General features: G+C 69.4%; 18 protein-coding genes. 8 read left to right on the top strand and 10 right to left on the bottom strand.

What is annotated here, in order from left to right; translation table 11 throughout:
- Nucleotides 1-69: 69 nt before the first annotated feature.
- The 8 genes from NOCYR_RS27895 to NOCYR_RS07515 form a co-directional block, all read right to left on the bottom strand.
- On the bottom strand, nt 70-1,626 hold the full coding sequence (locus NOCYR_RS27895) for a serine/threonine-protein kinase (protein WP_014349764.1): 1,557 nt from the start codon (nt 1,624-1,626) through the stop codon (nt 70-72).
- Nucleotides 1,623-2,879, bottom strand: a complete 1,257-nt coding sequence (locus tag NOCYR_RS07545) for a DUF7373 family lipoprotein (protein WP_014349763.1) — start codon at nt 2,877-2,879, stop codon at nt 1,623-1,625. Before NOCYR_RS07545 ends, NOCYR_RS27895 begins: the two co-directional genes overlap by 4 nt.
- Nucleotides 2,880-2,895: 16 nt before the next feature.
- Nucleotides 2,896-4,413: a serine/threonine-protein kinase gene (locus NOCYR_RS27890; RefSeq protein ID WP_014349762.1), complete on the bottom strand. Its 1,518-nt coding sequence runs from the start codon at nt 4,411-4,413 to the stop codon at nt 2,896-2,898.
- A 144-nt stretch (nt 4,414-4,557) separates the two neighbouring features.
- A complete protein-coding gene (gene era / locus NOCYR_RS07535; RefSeq protein ID WP_014349761.1) occupies nt 4,558-5,481 on the bottom strand; it encodes a GTPase Era in 924 nt (307 codons plus the stop codon).
- Nucleotides 5,474-5,824, bottom strand: coding sequence for a cytidine deaminase (locus NOCYR_RS07530; RefSeq protein ID WP_014349760.1), 351 nt, complete (start codon nt 5,822-5,824; stop codon nt 5,474-5,476). Before NOCYR_RS07530 ends, era begins: the two co-directional genes overlap by 8 nt.
- Nucleotides 5,817-7,151 carry a hemolysin family protein gene (locus NOCYR_RS07525; protein WP_014349759.1) on the bottom strand — a complete coding sequence of 445 codons (1,335 nt, stop codon included), beginning with the start codon at nt 7,149-7,151 and terminating at the stop codon, nt 5,817-5,819. Before NOCYR_RS07525 ends, NOCYR_RS07530 begins: the two co-directional genes overlap by 8 nt.
- Nucleotides 7,148-7,696, bottom strand: a complete 549-nt coding sequence (gene ybeY, locus NOCYR_RS07520) for an rRNA maturation RNase YbeY (RefSeq protein ID WP_014349758.1) — start codon at nt 7,694-7,696, stop codon at nt 7,148-7,150. The genes NOCYR_RS07525 and ybeY overlap by 4 nt, the downstream gene beginning before the upstream one ends.
- 65 nt (nt 7,697-7,761) lie before the next feature.
- Nucleotides 7,762-8,850: a PhoH family protein gene (locus NOCYR_RS07515; RefSeq protein ID WP_048833984.1), complete on the bottom strand. Its 1,089-nt coding sequence runs from the start codon at nt 8,848-8,850 to the stop codon at nt 7,762-7,764.
- 308 nt (nt 8,851-9,158) lie between these two features.
- On the opposite strand from NOCYR_RS07515, the gene hemW reads away from it, so the two are divergent.
- Nucleotides 9,159-10,319, top strand: coding sequence for a radical SAM family heme chaperone HemW (gene hemW / locus NOCYR_RS07510; protein WP_048833983.1), 1,161 nt, complete (start codon nt 9,159-9,161; stop codon nt 10,317-10,319).
- A gap of 65 nt (nt 10,320-10,384) precedes the next feature.
- On the opposite strand, the gene NOCYR_RS07505 is transcribed toward hemW, so the two are convergent.
- Nucleotides 10,385-10,858: a YbaB/EbfC family nucleoid-associated protein gene (locus NOCYR_RS07505; RefSeq protein ID WP_014349755.1), complete on the bottom strand. Its 474-nt coding sequence runs from the start codon at nt 10,856-10,858 to the stop codon at nt 10,385-10,387.
- Between the two features lie 242 nt (nt 10,859-11,100).
- Here NOCYR_RS07505 and hrcA point away from each other — a divergent pair, with 242 nt between their 5' ends.
- The 3 genes from hrcA to NOCYR_RS07490 all read left to right on the top strand — a co-directional run bounded on the left by hrcA (nt 11,101) and on the right by NOCYR_RS07490 (nt 14,205).
- A complete protein-coding gene (gene hrcA / locus NOCYR_RS07500) occupies nt 11,101-12,132 on the top strand; it encodes a heat-inducible transcriptional repressor HrcA (RefSeq protein ID WP_014349754.1) in 1,032 nt (343 codons plus the stop codon).
- A gap of 174 nt (nt 12,133-12,306) precedes the next feature.
- Nucleotides 12,307-13,461: a molecular chaperone DnaJ gene (gene dnaJ / locus NOCYR_RS07495; protein WP_014349753.1), complete on the top strand. Its 1,155-nt coding sequence runs from the start codon at nt 12,307-12,309 to the stop codon at nt 13,459-13,461.
- Nucleotides 13,462-14,205: a 16S rRNA (uracil(1498)-N(3))-methyltransferase gene (locus NOCYR_RS07490; RefSeq protein WP_014349752.1), complete on the top strand. Its 744-nt coding sequence runs from the start codon at nt 13,462-13,464 to the stop codon at nt 14,203-14,205. It begins immediately after the preceding gene.
- 150 nt (nt 14,206-14,355) lie between these two features.
- On the opposite strand, the gene NOCYR_RS07485 is transcribed toward NOCYR_RS07490, so the two are convergent.
- Nucleotides 14,356-14,784 carry an SgcJ/EcaC family oxidoreductase gene (locus NOCYR_RS07485; protein ID WP_014349751.1) on the bottom strand — a complete coding sequence of 143 codons (429 nt, stop codon included), beginning with the start codon at nt 14,782-14,784 and terminating at the stop codon, nt 14,356-14,358.
- Nucleotides 14,785-14,996: 212 nt separating this feature from the next.
- Here NOCYR_RS07485 and NOCYR_RS30980 point away from each other — a divergent pair, with 212 nt between their 5' ends.
- From NOCYR_RS30980 to cysD, 4 genes are all read left to right on the top strand, one after another.
- A complete protein-coding gene (locus NOCYR_RS30980; protein ID WP_368854416.1) occupies nt 14,997-15,098 on the top strand; it encodes an Ms4527A family Cys-rich leader peptide in 102 nt (33 codons plus the stop codon).
- Between the two features lie 150 nt (nt 15,099-15,248).
- Nucleotides 15,249-17,030: a nitrite/sulfite reductase gene (locus NOCYR_RS07480; RefSeq protein ID WP_014349750.1), complete on the top strand. Its 1,782-nt coding sequence runs from the start codon at nt 15,249-15,251 to the stop codon at nt 17,028-17,030.
- Nucleotides 17,031-17,061: 31 nt separating this feature from the next.
- Nucleotides 17,062-17,781 carry a phosphoadenylyl-sulfate reductase gene (locus tag NOCYR_RS07475; protein ID WP_014349749.1) on the top strand — a complete coding sequence of 240 codons (720 nt, stop codon included), beginning with the start codon at nt 17,062-17,064 and terminating at the stop codon, nt 17,779-17,781.
- Entirely contained in the window at nt 17,760-18,707 is a 948-nt protein-coding gene (cysD, locus tag NOCYR_RS07470) for a sulfate adenylyltransferase subunit CysD (RefSeq protein ID WP_175587225.1), read from the top strand. Before NOCYR_RS07475 ends, cysD begins: the two co-directional genes overlap by 22 nt.
- The last annotated feature ends 1 nt before the right edge of the window (nt 18,708 follow it).

The following is an 18,708-nucleotide window of genomic DNA, read 5'->3' as shown; positions in this document are numbered from 1 at the left end:
GACATCCGCGCCGGGTCGATTCCCGGAACAGGTCGGCGCGGTAGGTGTTCAGTCGCCGCACGCCCCACGTCAGAGCGGGGCCGACGGCCACCAGCCGTCGTAGAGTTCCTGACCGTTCGACCCGCCAAGGACCAATACCTGGCAATGCTCGCGGCCCGGCCCGGCCAGATCGAACCCGATCAACAGCGTGCCCACGGTGCGGCCCTCGCTGACGACATCGCCCCAGATCACCCGGCCGCTGCCGGAGACGCGATGCCACGGTTGATCCCCGGTGACGGTCATATCCGAGAACGGCGTTACCGGATTCGTCGAGCGGTCGCCCAGACAGTCCACCGTGAGCGCCTGCACCGGCGCGCCGTTGCCGCTACAGCGCAGCCGCGCCACCCGGCCGACCGGTTCCCGCACATCCACCGGACGCATGTCCTGCCCGACGGCCGCGCACCGCAGTCCCTGGTATCCCTGCGCGTCGGGGGTGGCGGGCAGCAGCTGCGGGAAGCTACGGACCACGAAATCGTGGCTGCCCCAGGTGGATCCGGCCGCGGCCGCGGTGGTGGACGCGCGCACGGACGTTGTCGTGGATGTCGCGGCGGCCGACGACGTGTCTTCACCATCCGAGCCGACCGCCCAGACAGCGCCCGCGATGACGGCGAGGAGCAGCGCCGACCCCAGCGCCAGCGCCCCCGCGCGGCCGATTCGCCGCCGTCCCGACACCGTTTCGGCAGGCACACCAGGCGCAGGGCCCGATGCCTCGACAGGCCCTCCCGCGGCCCTCGGCCCCGGCTCGAGCAAGGCTGCCGAGACCGCGGCCGCCAGCGCACCACAGGTCGGGAAGCGCTGTCCGGGGTCCTTCGCCAATGCCTGCGCCACCACGGCGTCGATGGACGCCGGCAAGGCCGGGTTCACCACGCTCGCCCGTGGCGGCGGTTCCTGGAGGTGCGCATGCAGTACCGCGGCGGCGGTCGGCCGGGGGAACGGCTTGGACGCGGTCAGCAGTTCGAACAGGGTGCAACCCAGCGCGTAGACGTCGGCGCGCTGATCCACCGGCCGCGCGGCGAGCTGCTCCGGCGCGGCATAGGCCAAAGTCGCCAGGACCACGCCGGATTCGGTGAGCGCCGTCGCCGATCCGGCCGCCCGGGCGATACCGAAATCGGTGACATACACCCACTCGTCGCCACCGGGACGGGCCTCGATGAGCAGGTTCGCCGGCTTGACGTCGCGGTGCAGCATCCCGGCCCGATGGGCGGCATCCAGCCCGCGCGCCGCCTGCGCCACGATCCGCGCGACCCGCGCCGGCGCCAGCCCGGACGGGTGACGCCGGATGAGCTCAGCGGCATCGGTCCCGTCGACGTATTGCATCGCGATCCATAGAAGATCTTCCGCCACCCCGCGATCGTGGACGGCAATGATGTGGGGATGGTCGAGCCGGGCGGCGAGCTCGGCCTCCCGGACGAACCTGGCCCGGAACTCGTCATCGGAGCTGTGTTGCGGCGACAGCACTTTCACCGCCTCGCGGCGCGGCAACCGCGGGTGCCGCGCCAGGTACACCGTCCCCATCCCGCCGCTGCCGAGCACGCCTTCGATCAGGTACCCCGCGAACACGACCCCGGGAGTGAGCCGTCCGCTCATGCCGTGCTCACCAGCAGGGCGTACTGGGCGGCGACGCGCTGATGCGTGCCCTCGATCGTGCGGCCGCGCAGGAAGGCCTGGTAGCGGCCGTAGAGGAGGCGGCAGGAGTACCGGGGCCACTGCGGTCCGGCCGAAAGATATTGCACGCACCGCACATCGGGAATGCCCTGCGGGGTGTCGATCGGGCCGTAGCCCGGCATCTCGGCCTCATCGGCGAAGGCGTCGAAATCCCGTCGCGCGGTGGCCGCGTCGGCGAAGCGGCCGAGCGAGTCGTTGCTGCCGTTGTAGCCGAGCAACTCCAGCGGCTCGCCGGCCGGTCCGTGATCGCTCGCGCGCCCGATCCGCAGGTGTGCCGCGCGCGGACCGAAGACCACGCCCTTCGGGATGACGGCGCTGTTCCAGCCCGCGGTCTCGACCGTACTGGCCGAGATCGCCGCCGGATACTGCCACTGCCCGGGCTTTTCCGGCACCATGCGCGCCAGCATGCCGTCGCGGTCCAGCGGCAGGCGGGCGATCTCGTCGCGGGGTGTCGGCTGGAATTCGCGCAGGCGGGCCAATTGGGCGTCGAAGGTGTCGGCGGCCAGGCCGGCCATGGCCTCGCGATCGGTGGCGGTGTGCCCGATGAGCAGACTGATGACGAAGACCCCGTCGGCCATGGTGGCGGCCAGGGTGGGCACCGCCGGACGCCAGTGCGCGTGGGCCGTCGGGTGGCGGTCGATGTCGACGCCGACGTTGTCGGGGCTGACCGCGGCGTCGATCGCGTCGATCTCCTGCGCGGCCCGCCGCGCCGCATCGGCATCGGGCAGGCGCAGCAGCAGCACCGTCAGCATGCGGGCCGAGCCGACCACCGGAATCGAGCTGATGTCCCGGTCGGCCCCGCCGACGACGAATCCGGCGACCATGCCGTACCGCTGGAGCACCGCACGGGCCGGAGCGGCCAGCAGGCCGTTGGTCTTCACCGGCGTCGGCAACGGCGACGCCCGCACCGTGCCGAGCGCGTAGCTCAGGCCGGGATCGACCTCGGCCGGATCGACCACGGCCTCACCCATCCGCACCGATTCGATCACCCGGCCGTACCGCTCGTCACCCGCGGCGGGCTCGGCGAGCGGGCTGACGCCGAGGGTGCCGACATCGAGCCCGCTGAGATCGGGCTGCTCCGGCCGCGGATTCCCGTCCACCGCACATCCGGCCGTCGCGGCCACCACGCCGACAACGAGAGCGGCCAGCGTGCGGGAAACCTTGGTGCGCAGCATTATTCGCATTCCTCTGTCACAGCGGAGCATCGAACCACCAGCGGGCCCGCAGCTCGGCGGCCGCGACCTCGCCGTTGACCTGGATGGCGCAGAAGTTGCGGTCCGGATCGTCGAAGAACACCTCGAGGCGGCCGTACTTCTCGCCGTGCACCGTGGTGTAGCTGCCCCACCGCAGGTATCCCGATCCCGAGGGCCGCTCCCAGTGTTCCTCCCCTTCGGTGCCCGGCCAGGGCAACGGGCCGACGCGGGTGCGATCGGCGTTGCAGTGCAGGAAGAACATGGCGACCGGATCCTGATCGCCGGTGCACCGAATCACGCTCACGGGCAAGGCGGTATCCAACCGCACCAGGTCGCGTCGCTCGTCGATCGCCTGACAGATCGTCAGTTCGCGATAGCCGTAGCCATCCGGCGAATAGGGCAGCAGTTCGGCGAATGGCTCGACCATGAACGCGTACGCAGCCCAGTCCGCCGACACCTTCGGCGCCGGGCCGGACGGAGTCGGCAGCCGCACGGCCGACGCGGATTCGACGCGCGCGGGCCAGGCGGCGACCGCGATCACCACCGCGAGCACAGCGACCGCCGCGGCACCGGCCCACAGCAGCGCCCGCGCGCCGGACTTCCGAACCGGCGGCGCACCAGCGGGAACGGGCGCGGCGGCGGTCGACGGGTGCAGCCGGACGGTTTCGGCGTCGGCCTCGGTCAACGCCCGGTGCGCCGCCTCGGCCAGGGCACCACAGCTGGGGTAGCGCCGCGCCGGATCCTTGGCCAGCGCGGTGGCGATCACGTTGTCGAATCCGGCCGGCAACCGCGGATCGACCTGCGACGGCCGCGGCGGCGGATCGTTCAGATGGGCGAACATGACCGCGCCCGGCGTGTCGCGCTGGAACGGCACCGAGCCGGTCAGCAGGTGAAACAGCGTGCAGCCCAGCGCGTAGACGTCCGCGCGCTGATCGAGCACCTCGCCGCGAAGCTGTTCCGGAGCCGCGTACGCCAAGCTCGCGGTGAGCCCGCCCGGATCGCCCAGCGTGGTCGAATCGTCGGCGGGGCGGGCGATACCGAAATCGGTGACCAGCACCCGGTCCGGCTCCCCCGGCTGCTCGGCGATCAAGATGTTGGCCGGCTTCACATCCCGGTGCAGCAGTCCCGCGCGATGGATCTCGTCGAGACCGCGGGCCGCCTCGGCGACGATGTACACCGCACGTGGCAACGGCAACGCGGCCGGGCCGCGACGGATCAACTGCGCGCCGTCGACTCCGTCGATGTACTGCATGGTCAGCCACAGCCGGCCGTCGAACTCACCGCGATCGCGAACCGCGACCAGGTTGGGATGCTGGAGCCGGGCGGCGATGTCGGCCTCGCGCAGGAACCGGGCCCGGAATTCGGGGTCGTCGCGGTGGCTGTCGGCGAGGACCTTCAGCGCGTCCTTGCGCGGCAACCGGGGATGCTGGACGAGGTAGACCGCGCCCATCCCGCCGACACCAAGGCGACGCTCGATCCGATACCCGGCGAAATCCATGCCCTCGGTGATCTCCACCGGCACCGTCCTCCCACAACCGCATCGGCGCCGGGACCCTTCCGGCGCCGCGTGCTCGTCATCGGGACGCGGGCCTGCGACCAGCTTCGACGGCCGACGACGAACTCGCCCGGGAATATAGCAGCCCGCACCGACGGTGAAGGCTCAGAAACCGAGCTTGCCCAGCTGTTTCGGGTCCCGCTGCCAGTCCTTGGCCACCTTCACGTGCAGGTTCAGGTAGATGCGGGTGCCGAGGATGTGCTCGATCTGCTTGCGGGCGTTGGTGCCGACCTCCTTGAGCCTGGCGCCACCCTTACCGATGATGATCGCCTTCTGGCTCGGCCGCTCCACATACAGCAGCGCGTGCACGTCCAGCATGTCCTCGCGGCCCTCATAGGGCAGGACCTCTTCGATCACGACGGCCAGCGAATGCGGCAGCTCATCGCGCACACCCTCGAGGGCCGCCTCCCGGATGAGCTCGGCCATCAGGGTTTCCTCGGGCTCATCGGTCAATTCGCCGTCGGGATAGAACGCGGGACCTTCCGGCATCTTCGAGGCGATGACGTCGACCAGGACCTCGACCTGCTCACCCTTGACCGCCGACACCGGCACCACATCGGCGTCCGGGCCCAGCAGCTGCGACACCGCGAGCAGCTGCGCGGCGACCTGGTCGCGGCTCACCTTGTCGATCTTGGTGACCACGCCGAGCAGTGTCGTCTTCGGCGCCATCTGCTTGACCTGCTGCACGATCCAGCGGTCACCGGGGCCGATTTTCTCGTCGGCCGGGATGCACAGCGCGATCACGTCGACCTCGGAGTAGGTGTCGCGCACGAGGTCGTTGAGGCGCTGGCCGAGCAGCGTGCGCGGGCGATGCAGGCCCGGGGTATCGACCAGGATCAGCTGGGTGTGTTCGCGGTGCACGATGCCGCGGATGGTGTGGCGGGTGGTCTGCGGCCGCGAGGAGGTGATCGCGATCTTCGCGCCCACCAGCGCGTTGGTCAGCGTCGACTTGCCGGTGTTCGGCCGGCCGACGAAACAGACGAAACCGGAACGGAATTCGTCTTTACCGGAGCCGATTCGGTCAGCCACCGTGCACCTCGAAACCCTCGGCGATATCGAACACCGCGCCCGCGCGGTCGGTGAACACGATCCGTGCCTGCGCCGACACCTCGCGCACCGCGGTGACGCCGGGATCGGAGAACTTGCCGCCGACCACCACGGCCGCTTCGAAACCCTCGGCGCCGCTGGAGATCGCGGCGGCGACGGCGGCCTGCAAGGCGGTCAGGCGCAAGGCCTCCAGCGTCACCTGACCCGCGGCATAGGTGCGGCCGTCGGAGTCACGGACGGCGGCGCCGTTGGTGCCCTCGGTGCGGGCCATCGCGCCACGCGCCAGCACCAGCAACTTGTTGTCCTCGGCATCCAGTTCAGTCATTCGGTGTCTCCTGTTCGTCTCGGCCGCCCGGGATCTCCCCGGCCGCGCCGTTACCGTTCGATGCCGTCTCGCCGTCGACCGCCCGGCTCACCACCACCGTGTGCACACGCACCCGGCCGCGGGTGTCGGGTCCGCCTTCGCCACGCAATTGCAAGCCGTGGGCGGTGATCTCCGAACCGGGCAGCGGGACCCGCCCCAGCTCATGGGCGAGCAGCCCGCCCACGGTGTCGACATCCTCTTCGTCGATCTCGAGTCCGTACAGCTCACCCAGATCCTCGATAGACAGTCGCGCCGAGACCCGATAGCGGTCGTCGTCGAGCTGCTCGATGGGCGGAGTCTCGTCGGTGTCGTACTCGTCGGCGATCTCACCGACGATCTCCTCGAGCACATCCTCGATGGTGACCAGGCCCGCGATACCGCCGTATTCGTCGACCAGCAGGGCCATATGGTTGCGGCGGCGCTGCATCTCGTCGAGCAGGTCGTCGAGTGGTTTGGAGTCGGGCATGAACACCGCGGGGCGCATCACCTCGCGCACCTGCACGCTGCGGCCGCGATCGCCGTACTGCACAAGGTCTTTCAGATAGACGACGCCCAAGATGTCGTCGACGTTGGCGCCGATCACCGGAATCCGGGAATGGCCGCTGCGCACCGCCAGCGAGGTGGCCTGCGCCGCGGTCTTGTCCTGTTCGATCCACACCATCTCGGTGCGCGGCACCATCACCGCGCGGGCCGCGGTATCGCCGAGTTCGAAGACCGACTGGATCATCCGGCGCTCGTCATCGGCGACGACGCCGCGCTCACGGGCCATATCGACCACCTCGCGCAGTTCGATCTCCGAGGCGAACGGGCCGTTGCGGAAACCCTTACCGGGGGTGATCGCGTTTCCGATGAGAATCAGCAGCCGGCTGACCGGGCCGAGCAGCGCGCCGATGAACTGCAACGGCAGCGCGGCGGCCAAGGCGATCGAATAAGCATGCTGGCGACCGAGGGTGCGCGGGCCGACCCCGATCACCACATAGTCGACCAGCACCATGATCACCGCGGTCAGCAGCAGCGCCATCCCGTCCGACAGCATGGTGGCCAGCGCTGCCGCGAGCAGGACCGTCGCGGTGATCTCGCACAGGATGCGCAGCAGCACCATGAGATTCACATAGCGCGGCCGGTCGTCGACGATGCGGCTCAAGCGCGCGGCGCCGGCCCGTTCGGCACGCACCATATCGTCGAGCCTAGCGGGCGAAATCGTGTTCAGCGCGGAGTCGACGGCGGCGAACACACCGCCGACGGGAACCAGCAGGACCGCCAGGACGATCAGAGTCAGCGCGTTCACGCCTGAGCATCACCCGGCGTCGTGAAGCCCGCTTTACCCAGCAGGCGGGCGTCGCGTTCGGCGAGTTCGGCGCGGCGGCGGGCCTCGCGCAGGCTCTCGTACCACTCCTCGAGCAGCCGGGCCTGCAGCGCGAACATCTCCTTCTCCTCCTCCGGCTCGGCATGGTCGTAGCCGAGCAGGTGCAGCACACCGTGCACGGTGAGCAGCGCGAGTTCGTGATCGAGGGAATGACCGGCCTTGCGGGCCTGACCGAGCGCGAACTCGGGGCACAGCACGATATCGCCGAGCATGGAGGGGCCGGGTTCGGGACTGTCGGGCCGCCCACCCGGCTCGAGTTCGTCCATCGGGAACGACATCACGTCGGTCGGCCCCGGCAGATCCATCCAGCGCATATGCAGGTCGGCCATGGTGTCGAGATCGACCAGCACCATGGACAGCTCCGCGGCCGGGTGCACATCCATCCGCGCGATCACGAACCGTGCGACACCGACCAGATCTTCCTCGGGCACGTCCATACCCGACTCGTTGGCGATCTCGATACTCACCAGGTCAGCCTAATGGGTGCGGCCGGTCACCGTCCGACCGCAACCCCGCCGGGTGCGCGATCGATTCAGCGGCGTCCGGTGCGGTTGGCGGCACGGCGCTGGGCCCGGTTGCCCGGCATGTGCGGGCCGACCGGGCGGGTTTCGGCTTCGAAGCGGTCGTAGGCGTCGACGATGTCGGAGACCAGACGGTGGCGGACGACGTCGCTGCTGGTGAGTTCGGCGAAGTGGATGTCCTCGATCTCGGTGAGGATCTCACTGGCCGCCCGCAGGCCGGAACGCGACCCGTTGGGCAGGTCGACCTGGGTGACGTCACCGGTGACCACGATCTTCGAGCCGAATCCGAGCCTGGTCAGGAACATCTTCATCTGCTCGGCCGTGGTGTTCTGCGCCTCGTCCAGGATGATGAACGAGTCGTTGAGCGTGCGGCCACGCATATAGGCCAGGGGTGCGACCTCGATGACGCCGGCGGCCATCAGCTTCGGGATGGCCTCGGGATCCATCATGTCGTGCAGGGCGTCGTAGAGCGGGCGCAGGTACGGGTCGATCTTCTCGTTGAGGGTGCCGGGCAGGAAGCCGAGGCGTTCACCGGCCTCGACGGCGGGCCGGGTGAGGATGATGCGGTTGACCTGCTTGGACTGCAAGGCCTGCACGGCCTTGGCCATGGCGAGATAGGTCTTGCCGGTGCCGGCGGGGCCGATGCCGAACACGATGGTGTTGGCGTCGATGGCGTCGACATAGCGCTTCTGGTTGAGCGTCTTGGGGCGGATGGTCTTGCCGCGCCGGGACAGGATGTCGAGGCTGAGCACCTCGGCGGGCGATTCGGCGCTGCCCTCGGTGAGCATGGAGACGGTGTGGCGCACGGCCTCGGGGGTGACCACGCGGTTGCGGCCGGTCAGCGCGACGAGCTGTTCGACGACCCGCTCGGCCAGCGCCACATCGGCGGCCTTACCGGTGAGGGTGACGGAATTGCCGCGCACATGGATGTCGGCGTCGAGCAGCTCTTCGAGTTCACGCAGGTTCTGGTCGGCCGATCCGAGGAACGGGAAAACGGACTCCGGTGCGAGTTCGATACTGGAACGTACGGTGCGTGCCGCGGGACCCGTGCTGCCGATGTCTGCACCATTGCCGGCCGCGGGGGTCGCCGGATCGCCGATCTCACCTTGGGTTCTCACGTAGTGGCCTTAGCCTGCTTTCCGGTCTCGGAGCCGCCGCATCACCCGCCCCACACCCTTGCCGACCACCGCCCCTACGGCGGCATCGGCGCTGCTCCGGCGCGGTGGAGATGATGCGCTGTGGATGTTCCGAGTTTAACGCGCGGCACCGACAGCCGCCCACCGATTATGCGGGCGCGGACGTGGCGGCAAACACCCAGGTCGGGTGCGTCGGCGCGGACCGGCACGGGCACACTGGAGCGGTGAGTTCTCCCGCTTCCACCGCACCGCGCACCGACGACGCCGTCCCGGTGCTGCGCGATTTCGGGGGCGGGCCGTTCGGCATCTACGTGCATGTGCCGTTCTGCGCGACTCGCTGCGGGTACTGCGACTTCAATACCTATACCGCCGGTGAGCTGGGCAGTTCGTCCTCGCCGGAGTCCTGGATGACGGCGTTGCGCGGCGAACTGGCGACGGCGGCGCGACAGTTCGCGGCCCTGCCCAGCGCCACACCCGAGGTCGCCACGATCTTCGTCGGCGGTGGAACGCCCTCGCTGCTAGGTGGCGACGGGCTGGCCGCGGTGCTCGACGCCGTGCGCGCCGAGTTCACGCTGGCCGCCGACGCCGAGATCACCACCGAATCCAACCCCGAGTCGACCTCGCCCGCGTTCTTCGAGCGGATCCGCTCGGCCGGGTACACCCGCGTCTCCCTCGGTATGCAGTCCGCGGCCCAGCACGTGCTGGCCGTCCTCGACCGCACCCACACGCCCGGCCGGGCGGTCGCGGCCGCGAAGGAGGCGCGCGCTGCCGGGTTCGAGCACGTCAACCTGGATCTGATCTACGGCACGCCCGGCGAACGCGACAGCGACCTGGACGCCAGCATCGACGCCGTACTCGCGGCGGGCGTGGACCACGTCTCGGCATATGCGCTCATCGTCGAGGACGGCACCGCCCTCGCCCGCCGGGTCCGCCGGGGCGAGCTGCCCGCACCCGACGACGATGTCCTCGCCGCCCGCTACGAACGTCTCGACGCACGGCTCGGTGCCGCCGGACTGACCTGGTACGAGGTCTCCAACTGGGCCGCCTCCGACGCCGCCCGCTGCCGCCACAATCTCGGCTACTGGGACGGCGGTGACTGGCTCGGCGCGGGCCCCGGTGCGCACAGCCACCTCGGCGGAGTGCGCTGGTGGAACGTCAAGCATCCGGCGCGGTACGCCGATCGGGTGGCCGACGGCGGATTGCCCGCCGCCGGATGGGAATCGCTCACCGACGAGGAGCGCTACCTCGAGCGCATCATGCTCACCGTCCGGCTGCGCACCGGATTGCCGATGGCCGATCTGGACCCGGCCGGAGTGGCGAAGGCACAGCAGATCATCGCGGACGGCCGCGCCACGCTGCGCGACGATCACCTGGTGCTCACCGATCAGGGCCGACTGCTGGCCGACGGCGTGGTGCGCGACCTGGTGAGCTGAATCCGAATCAGCCCGTAAACCACGCCGTAGCAACCGGTTCCGGCAAAGACGTCAGTACGCGGCGATCACACCAACCAGGACTTGCCGCGGTAGAACTGGTCGTCCGGGTCGTCGGAGTCGGGACCACGCAGGTCGGCCGGCGGCGCGATGGGAGCCGGTGGCTCCGGCTCGGCTTCCTCATCCGCGAACCGCTCGGCGTACTGGCCGATGATGCGGGCACCGGCCTCGTCGTCGCCCACGACCTCTTCGACCGTCGCGGCGACCTCGCGGCGCAGGCGAGCCTGGGCGCGATGCAGGCACGCCATGAGTTCGGCGGACAGGGCGGCCGGGCCGATGCCGCGAATGCCGTCGGAGAAGCGGATATCGGTCGGCAGGCCGTTACCGTCGACGGTCACTGTCACACGTCCACCATCGGAGGTCTCGGTCACCGACAGCGCCGCCATCCGGCTGTGCAACGCCTGATACTGCTGGGCTTTGCGTTCCAGGATCTGGGCCCGCCGATTGAGGTCGTCGGCCGCCCCGGCCGGGTCGTCGAACATCCGGATCCCCCCGTTCCGTGTCGTTGCGATGCGAGACGCCGGGCAAACTATCACGGCCGGCCGACGGTTGCCGGGCCCGCGCGGGGGCGTGCGGTCGCCGCGCCGACGCGCGACCGGGGGCCGATCGCGCCGCGCCCACTAAAATGGATGGGTGAGGTCCGGCGGAAGTCGGCCGGGCCCAGTATGGTGGCGCGCTGAAACGGCCACGACTGCGTGCCCACGCGAGCGAGGAGGTGGGGCCGATGTCGAGCACCGAGGACAGACGGTTCGAGGTCCTGCGGGCAATCGTTGCCGACTACGTCTCGACCAAGGAGCCGATCGGCTCGAAAACCCTTGTCGAGCGGCACAACCTGGGAGTGTCCAGCGCCACCGTGCGCAACGATATGGCGGTCCTGGAGGCCGAGGGCTACATCACCCAGCCGCACACCAGTTCCGGGCGGGTGCCCACCGATAAGGGCTACCGGCAGTTCGTGGACCGGATCGCCGACGTGAAGCCGCTCTCGCCCGCCGAACGCCGGGCCATCCTGGAATTCCTGGAATCGGGCGTCGACCTCGACGATGTGCTGCGCCGCGGCGTGCGCCTGCTGGCCCAGCTGACCCGCCAGGTCGCCGTCGTCCAGTACCCGACCGTATCGGCCTCCACCGTGCGTCATATCGAGGTCGTCGCGCTCAATCCGGCACGCCTGCTGCTGGTGGTCATCACCGATACCGGCCGCGTCGATCAGCGCATCGTGGAACTGGGCGCCCTCGTCGACGACGAGGATCTGGCCGCGCTGCGCGGCATGCTCGGCGGCGCGATGGACGGCAAGCGGCTCGCCAACGCCTCCGCCGCGGTCGCGCAGCTGCCCGAACAGGCGCCGCCGCGCCTGCGTGACGTACTGGTCCGCGTGGCCACGGTGCTGGTCGAAACACTGGTCGAGCACCCCGAGGAGCGGCTGGTGCTCGGCGGCACCGCCAACCTCACCCGCAATGCCGCCGACTTCGGATTCCCCGGCTCGCTGCGCGCGGTGCTGGAGGCGCTCGAGGAGCAGGTGGTGGTGCTCAAACTGCTCGCGGCCGCCCAGCAACCGGGCACCGTGACGGTGCGCATCGGTGAGGAGACCCAGGTCGAGCAGATGCGCGGAACCTCGGTGGTATCCACCGGTTACGGCGCGTCCGGCGCGGTCCTCGGCGGCATGGGCGTGCTCGGCCCGACCCGGATGGACTACCCGGGCACGATCGCCTCGGTGGCCGCGGTGGCCAAGTACATCGGTGAGGTCCTCGCCGAACGCTGACGAGCGAGCCCGGCCCTCGCCTCCACTGATACGCTCGAATCTCCGGCCGGATAAAGTTGAGTGAACCCGACTAATGCTGTGCGGTTGGAGCGGTACGGGCCATAGACGAGCCCAGCAGCGTCCGGCCGTACGCAGTCGGAACTGTGGACAGCGATCAAGGACTAGAGAACTCAAGTGGCACGGGACTACTACGGACTGCTCGGCGTCGCGAAGAACGCGACCGACCAGGAGCTCAAACGCGCTTACCGCAAGCTGGCTCGCGAACTGCATCCCGACGTCAACCCCGACGAGGCGGCCCAGGCGCGCTTCAAAGAGGTCTCGGCGGCCTACGAGGTGCTGACCGATCCGGAGAAGCGGCGCATCGTCGATATGGGCGGCGACCCGCTGGAGTCCGGCGGCGGTGCGGGTGCCGGCTTCACCGGTGCCGGATTCGGTGGCCTCGGTGACGTGTTCGAGGCCTTCTTCGGCGGCATGAGCGGGACCGGCGGGGCCCGCAAGCCGCGTGGCCGCGTGCAGCCGGGCGCCGATTCGCTGGTGCGCACGCGGCTCAGCCTGGCCGAATGCGCGGTCGGCGTCACCAAGCACCTGACCGTCGACACCGCCATCCTGTGCGACAGCTGCCACGGTGCGGGCACCCACGGCAATTCCAAGCCGGTGCGCTGCGAGACCTGCGCCGGCGCCGGTGAGGTTCAGTCGGTGCAGCGTTCGTTCCTCGGCCAGGTGATGACCTCGCGGCCGTGCCCCACCTGCCGCGGCGCGGGCGAGACCATCCCCGATCCGTGCCACAAGTGCGGTGGCGACGGCCGGGTGCGGGCCCGCCGCGAGATCGCCGCGCCGATTCCGGCCGGTGTGGCCAACGGCATGCGGGTGCGGCTGGCCGCGCAGGGCGAGGTCGGTCCCGGTGGCGGTCACGCGGGTGATCTGTACGTCGAGGTGGTCGAGCAGCCGCACGATGTGTTCGTCCGCGACGGCGACGATCTGCACTGCACCGTGCGGGTCCCGATGGTCGACGCGGCGCTGGGCACCACCGTCGTCATCGACACCATCCTCGACGGCCCCACCGAGCTGACCATCGCGCCGGGCACCCAGCCGGGTGAGGTGTCGGTGCTGCGCGGGCACGGTATGCCGCGGCTGCGGTCGGGCGCGCGCGGTGATCTGCTCGCACACCTCGACATCGTCATCCCGACCAAGCTGGACAGCAAGCAGACCGATCTGCTGCGCAAGTACAAGGGTCTGCGCGACCGGGAGCGGGCCGAGGTGATGTCGGCGCAGTCCGAGCACAACAGCGGCCTGTTCGCCCGGCTGCGCGCGTCGTTCAGCGGACGCTGAGTGGCCGCGACCGTCTTCTATCTCGACGAGATCCCCGCTCCCGGGGGTATCGCCGTGCTCGACGGACCCGAGGGCAGGCATGCCGCCACGGTGCGGCGCATCCGGGTGGGTGAGCAGATCATCCTCTCTGATGGACGTGGCCTGCTCGCCGAATCCGAAGTCGTTGCCGCCCAGCGCGACCGGCTCGAACTCGCCGTGCGGGCCAGCTCGGTCGCGGCACCGGCGCGGCCGCCGGTCACCGTGGTGCAGGCGCTGCCCAAATCCGATCGGTCCGAGCTGGCGGTCGAGCTGATGACCGAGGCGGGCGCCGACGTCATCGTGCCGTGGCAGGCCGCCCGCTGCGTGGCGAACTGGGAAGCCAAGGCGGACAAGGGCGTCGGGAAATGGCGGGCCGCGGCCAAATCGGCGGCCCGGCAATCCCGGCGCGCCTACATTCCCGAGGTCACCGGCCTGCACCGCACGGCCGACCTGCTGACCGCGGTGCGCGCCGCGAAGGCGGACGGCGCCGTGGTGGCGGCGCTGCACGAATCCGGCGAGTCCCGGTTCACCGAGCTGCCGCTGCGCGAGGCGCAGGCGATCATGCTGATCGTCGGACCCGAGGGCGGGCTCGACGATGCGGAGCTGACGGCGCTGGCCGAGGCCGGCGCCGATGTGGTGCTGCTCGGGCCGACGGTGTTGCGGACGTCCACGGCAGCGGCCGTCGCCCTGGGAGCCCTGGGCGCGTTGACAGCGCGCTGGGGCTGATCAGCACGCCCACATCGACCTGCACAGCGCGCCACGTTGTCCAGCACGCCGTGCCGCGTTGATGCTGCGTCACGCCGTCCAGCACGCCGCCACGTTGACCTTGATGGCGCTCTGGGGGCTGCTCAGCGCAGCCGGCGACACCCGCCGCGACTATTCGGTGACGACAGGCGTGTTCTGCCCGGCGGTGAGCGTCCAGCGCCCGTCCTCCTTGGTCATCACGTACAGCGGGGTGCCCTCGCTGACGAGCTCGCCGTCATGGGTCCGGTAATGCTGCCGGATCTTGACCGCCGCCACATCGGGACGCAGGAACTGAACGTGCTCCACCTCGTACGTCGCTGTGCCGTCCGTGGTGGCGCCCGGCAGCACTTTCGCGGTGAATTCGGCGATGGCGGGGCGGCCGAACAATCTCTTTCCATGGCCGGTGGTCCACACGGCGTCCGCCCGGAACAGGCCGGTGAATTCGTCCACGAGTTCGTTGGCCTGCGCGTGGGCGACGGTGTCGACGACCGCGCGGATCGCGGCGAGTTCTGTCTCGAGGTCGGCGGGCTCGTAGCCAGTGGGTGTCACATCGATGCTCATGCCGTCGAGCGTGCGACCTCGAGTAAGGTCGAGGTCAACCGATCTGTGGCCTGAATCACAGACGCCCGAACGCTTCCCGTGCTCATTGCCCATCCGCCGCACGCCCGAACTATGACAGCGGTCACAAATCACCCACGGAATCCAGGGAATTTCCCCCTTGTGAGCGGAAAATACTGGCAGGGCGGTCGGAATGAGCGTTCTGACATGGCACAATGAAGCCCATGCGCGAAAACGGAGTACGACTGGTGGCACGTCGCCACGTCGACTTCAAGCGCGTCTGTAGCGCCTGTTGTCTGCCCGGTTCTTCCCGGTAGTTCAGCTGCGCCCGTTCCCGGACCCCCGGCCATTCCCCTTCTCCGGCCATTCCGATATCGAGGACTTCGGCCCGCTGACACCGCGGGCGTGAGCACAGCCCAGCTCATGCCTTCAGCACGGACGTACGACACCCAGCAGGAGCAGCCCCCATGACGTCGAGCACCGACGCCGGCCCCGCCGATCAGCCCGAAACCGCCGCGCCCGCTCGTGAGCGCCGGGTCCGCCCGGACCGCCCGCGGGCCGAGGCGTCGGCCGCCCCGCGCGCCCGCACCGGCAAGCCGGTCAAGCGTCGCGCCGAGGGCCAGTGGGCGCTCGGCTACCGCGAGCCGCTGAACCCCAACGAACAGTCCAAGAAGGACGACAACCCGCTCAATGTGCGCGCGCGCATCGAGAACATCTACTCCAAGACCGGCTTCGACGGCATCGACAAGGGCGATCTGCGCGGCCGGTTCCGCTGGTGGGGCCTCTACACCCAGCGTGAGCAGGGCTACGACGGCACCTACACCGGCGACGAGAACATCGATCTGCTCGAGGCCAAGTACTTCATGATGCGGGTGCGCTGCGACGGCGGCGCGCTCAACGTCGCGCAGCTGCGCACCATCGGTGAGATCTCCACCGAGTTCGCCCGCGACACCGCCGACCTCTCCGACCGGGAGAACGTCCAGTACCACTGGATCGAGGTGGAGAACGTCCCGGAGATCTGGCGGCGACTCGAGCAGGTCGGTCTGCACACCACCGAGGCCTGCGGCGACTGCCCGCGCGTGATCCTCGGCTCCCCGCTGGCCGGTGAGTCGCTGGACGAGATCATCGACCCGACGCCGGCGATCGAGGAGATCGTGCGCCGCTACATCGGGAAGAAGGAGTACTCCAACCTCCCGCGCAAGTTCAAGACCGCCATCTCCGGTCAGCAGGACGTGGTGCACGAGATCAACGACGTGGCGTTCGTCGGCGTCGAGCATCCCGAGCACGGCCCCGGCCTGGACCTGTGGGTCGGCGGCGGCCTGTCGACCAACCCGATGCTGGCCCAGCGCGCCGGCGCCTGGGTGCCGCTGGACGAGGTGCCCGAGGTGTGGGAGGCCGTCGTGGCGGTGTTCCGCGATTACGGCTACCGCCGCCTGCGCACCAAGGCCCGGCTGAAGTTCCTGATCAAGGACTGGGGCATCGAGAAGTTCCGCCAGGTGCTCGAGGACGAGTACTTGAAGCGCAAGCTGATCGACGGTCCCGCCCCCGAGCAGCCGGCCAAGCCGATCGACCACGTCGGCGTGCAGAAGCTGCGCAACGGCCTCAACGCCGTGGGCTTCTCCCCCATCGCCGGCCGCGTCTCCGGCACCATCCTCACCAAGGTGGCCGAGACCGTCGAGCGCATCGGCTCCGACCGCGTCCGGTTCACCCCGTACCAGAAGCTGATCGTGCTCGATGTCGCCGACGACAAGGTCGAGGAACTGATCGAGGAACTGGAACCGCTCGGCCTGCAGGCGCGTCCGTCGATCTGGCGCAAGAACCTGCTGGCGTGCAGCGGAATCGAGTTCTGCAAGCTGTCGTTCGTCGAGACGCGTAAGCGTTCCCAGGTGCTGGCTCCCGAGCTGGAACAGCGGATGGCCGACATCAACGCCGAACTCGACGTCCCCATCACGATCAACATCAACGGTTGCCCGAACTCCTGCGGCCGCTCCCAGATCGCCGATATCGGCTTCAAGGGCCAGCTGGTCGACGACGGCGAGGGGAATCAGGTCGAGGGCTATCAGGTTCATCTGGGTGGCAGCCTCGGTCTCGACAGCGGTTTCGGCCGCAAACTGCGCCAGCACAAGGTGACCAGCGCCGAACTCGGCGACTACATCGAGCGGGTGGTGCGCAATTTCGTCAAGAACCGCGACGCGGGCGAGCGTTTCGCACAGTGGGCAGTGCGCGCCGACGAGGCCGACCTGCGATGAGCACGCCTGATCAGGTGACGGGAGATCAACAGTGACAACACAACTCGCGAACAAGCTGTCCGAGGACGAGCTGCGCGCCATCGCCGAGCGCGGTGCGGCCGAACTCGGCGCCGACGCCTCGGCAGCCGAGCTGCTGCGCTGGACCGAGGACACCTTCGGCACCGGCTACATCGTCGCGTCGAACATGCAGGACGGCGTGCTGGTGCACCTGGCCGCGCAGGTCCGCTCCGGCGTCGACGTGCTGTTCCTGGACACCGGCTACCACTTCGCCGAAACCATCGGCACCCGGGACGCGGTGGAGGCGGTGTACGGGGTCAACGTCATCAACGTGCGCCCCGAGCATTCGGTCATCGAACAGGACCAACTGCTGGGCAAGGACCTGTTCGCGCGCGATCCGGGCGAATGCTGCCGGCTGCGCAAGGTGGTGCCGCTGAAGAAGTCGCTGGCCGGCTACAACGCCTGGGTGACCGGCATCCGCCGGGTCGAGGCGCCGACCAGGGCCAACGCACCGCTCATCTCCTTCGACGAGGCGTTCGGCCTGGTGAAGATCAACCCGATCGCGCCGTGGTCCGACGACGAGATGCAGGACTACATCGAACAGCACTCGATCCTCGTCAATCCTCTGGTGGAAGAGGGATATCCGTCCATCGGCTGCGCTCCGTGCACGCGGAAGCCGGAGCCGGGATCCGATCCGCGAAGCGGCCGTTGGGCCGGCCTCGCCAAGACCGAATGCGGGTTGCACAGCTCATGACCGAAACAATCAGCGAACGTTCCCTCGGCATCACCGATTTCGACACCCTCGCGGCGCTGGAATCGGAATCGATCCACATCTTCCGTGAGGTGGCGGGCGAATTCGAGCGTCCGGTCATCCTGTTCTCCGGCGGTAAGGACTCCACGGTCCTGCTGCACCTGGCGCTCAAGGCGTTCTGGCCCGCGCCGCTGCCGTTCGCGTTGCTGCACGTGGACACCGGGCACAACCTGCCCGAGGTGCTCGAGTTCCGCGACAAGGTGGTGGAGCGGTACGGGCTGCGCCTGCACGTGGCGAAGGTGGAGGACTACCTGGCCGACGGCCGGCTCACCGAGCGTCCCGACGGCATCCGCAACCCACTGCAGACCGTCCCGCTGCTCGATGCGATCAGCGAGAACCGCTTCGACGCCGTCTTCGGCGGCGGCCGCCGCGACGAGGAGCGCTCGCGGGCCAAGGAGCGGATCTTCTCGCTGCGCAACGCCTTCGGCCAGTGGGACCCCAAGCGGCAGCGCCCGGAGCTGTGGAACCTCTACAACGGTCGCCACGCTCCGGGTGAGCACGTGCGGGTGTTCCCGCTGAGCAACTGGACCGAGCTCGACATCTGGCGCTACATCGCCCGCGAGAACGTCGACCTGGCCAGCATCTACTACGCGCACGAGCGCCCGGTCTACCAGCGCGACGGCATGTGGATGACGCCCGGCGTCTGGGGTGGCCCGGCCGAGGGCGAGGTGCTCGAGACCCGCTCGGTGCGTTACCGCACCGTCGGCGACGGCTCCACCACCGGCGCGATCCTGTCCGACGCCGCCGACAACGAGGCGATCCTCGCCGAGGTCGCCGCGTCACGACTCACCGAACGAGGCGCGACCCGAGGCGACGACCGCGTCTCCGAGGCCGCCATGGAAGACCGCAAGCGAGAGGGATATTTCTGAT

The sequence above is a fragment of the Nocardia cyriacigeorgica GUH-2 genome (assembly GCF_000284035.1).
Classification (GTDB): domain Bacteria; phylum Actinomycetota; class Actinomycetes; order Mycobacteriales; family Mycobacteriaceae; genus Nocardia; species Nocardia cyriacigeorgica_B.
This window is presented reverse-complemented; position numbering and strand designations above follow the sequence as displayed.

Coding starts and splice junctions, on each gene's coding strand:
- hrcA (WP_014349754.1), top strand. CDS start 11,101: ATGTCGAGCACCGAGGACAGACGGTTCGAGGTCCTGCGGGCAATCGTT.
- NOCYR_RS27895 (WP_014349764.1), bottom strand. CDS start 1,626: ATGAGCGGACGGCTCACTCCCGGGGTCGTGTTCGCGGGGTACCTGATC.
- NOCYR_RS07530 (WP_014349760.1), bottom strand. CDS start 5,824: ATGACTGAACTGGATGCCGAGGACAACAAGTTGCTGGTGCTGGCGCGT.
- NOCYR_RS07505 (WP_014349755.1), bottom strand. CDS start 10,858: ATGTTCGACGACCCGGCCGGGGCGGCCGACGACCTCAATCGGCGGGCC.
- NOCYR_RS07485 (WP_014349751.1), bottom strand. CDS start 14,784: ATGAGCATCGATGTGACACCCACTGGCTACGAGCCCGCCGACCTCGAG.
- NOCYR_RS30980 (WP_368854416.1), top strand. CDS start 14,997: ATGAAGCCCATGCGCGAAAACGGAGTACGACTGGTGGCACGTCGCCAC.
- cysD (WP_175587225.1), top strand. CDS start 17,760: ATGCGGGTTGCACAGCTCATGACCGAAACAATCAGCGAACGTTCCCTC.
- NOCYR_RS07545 (WP_014349763.1), bottom strand. CDS start 2,879: ATGCTGCGCACCAAGGTTTCCCGCACGCTGGCCGCTCTCGTTGTCGGC.
- NOCYR_RS07480 (WP_014349750.1), top strand. CDS start 15,249: ATGACGTCGAGCACCGACGCCGGCCCCGCCGATCAGCCCGAAACCGCC.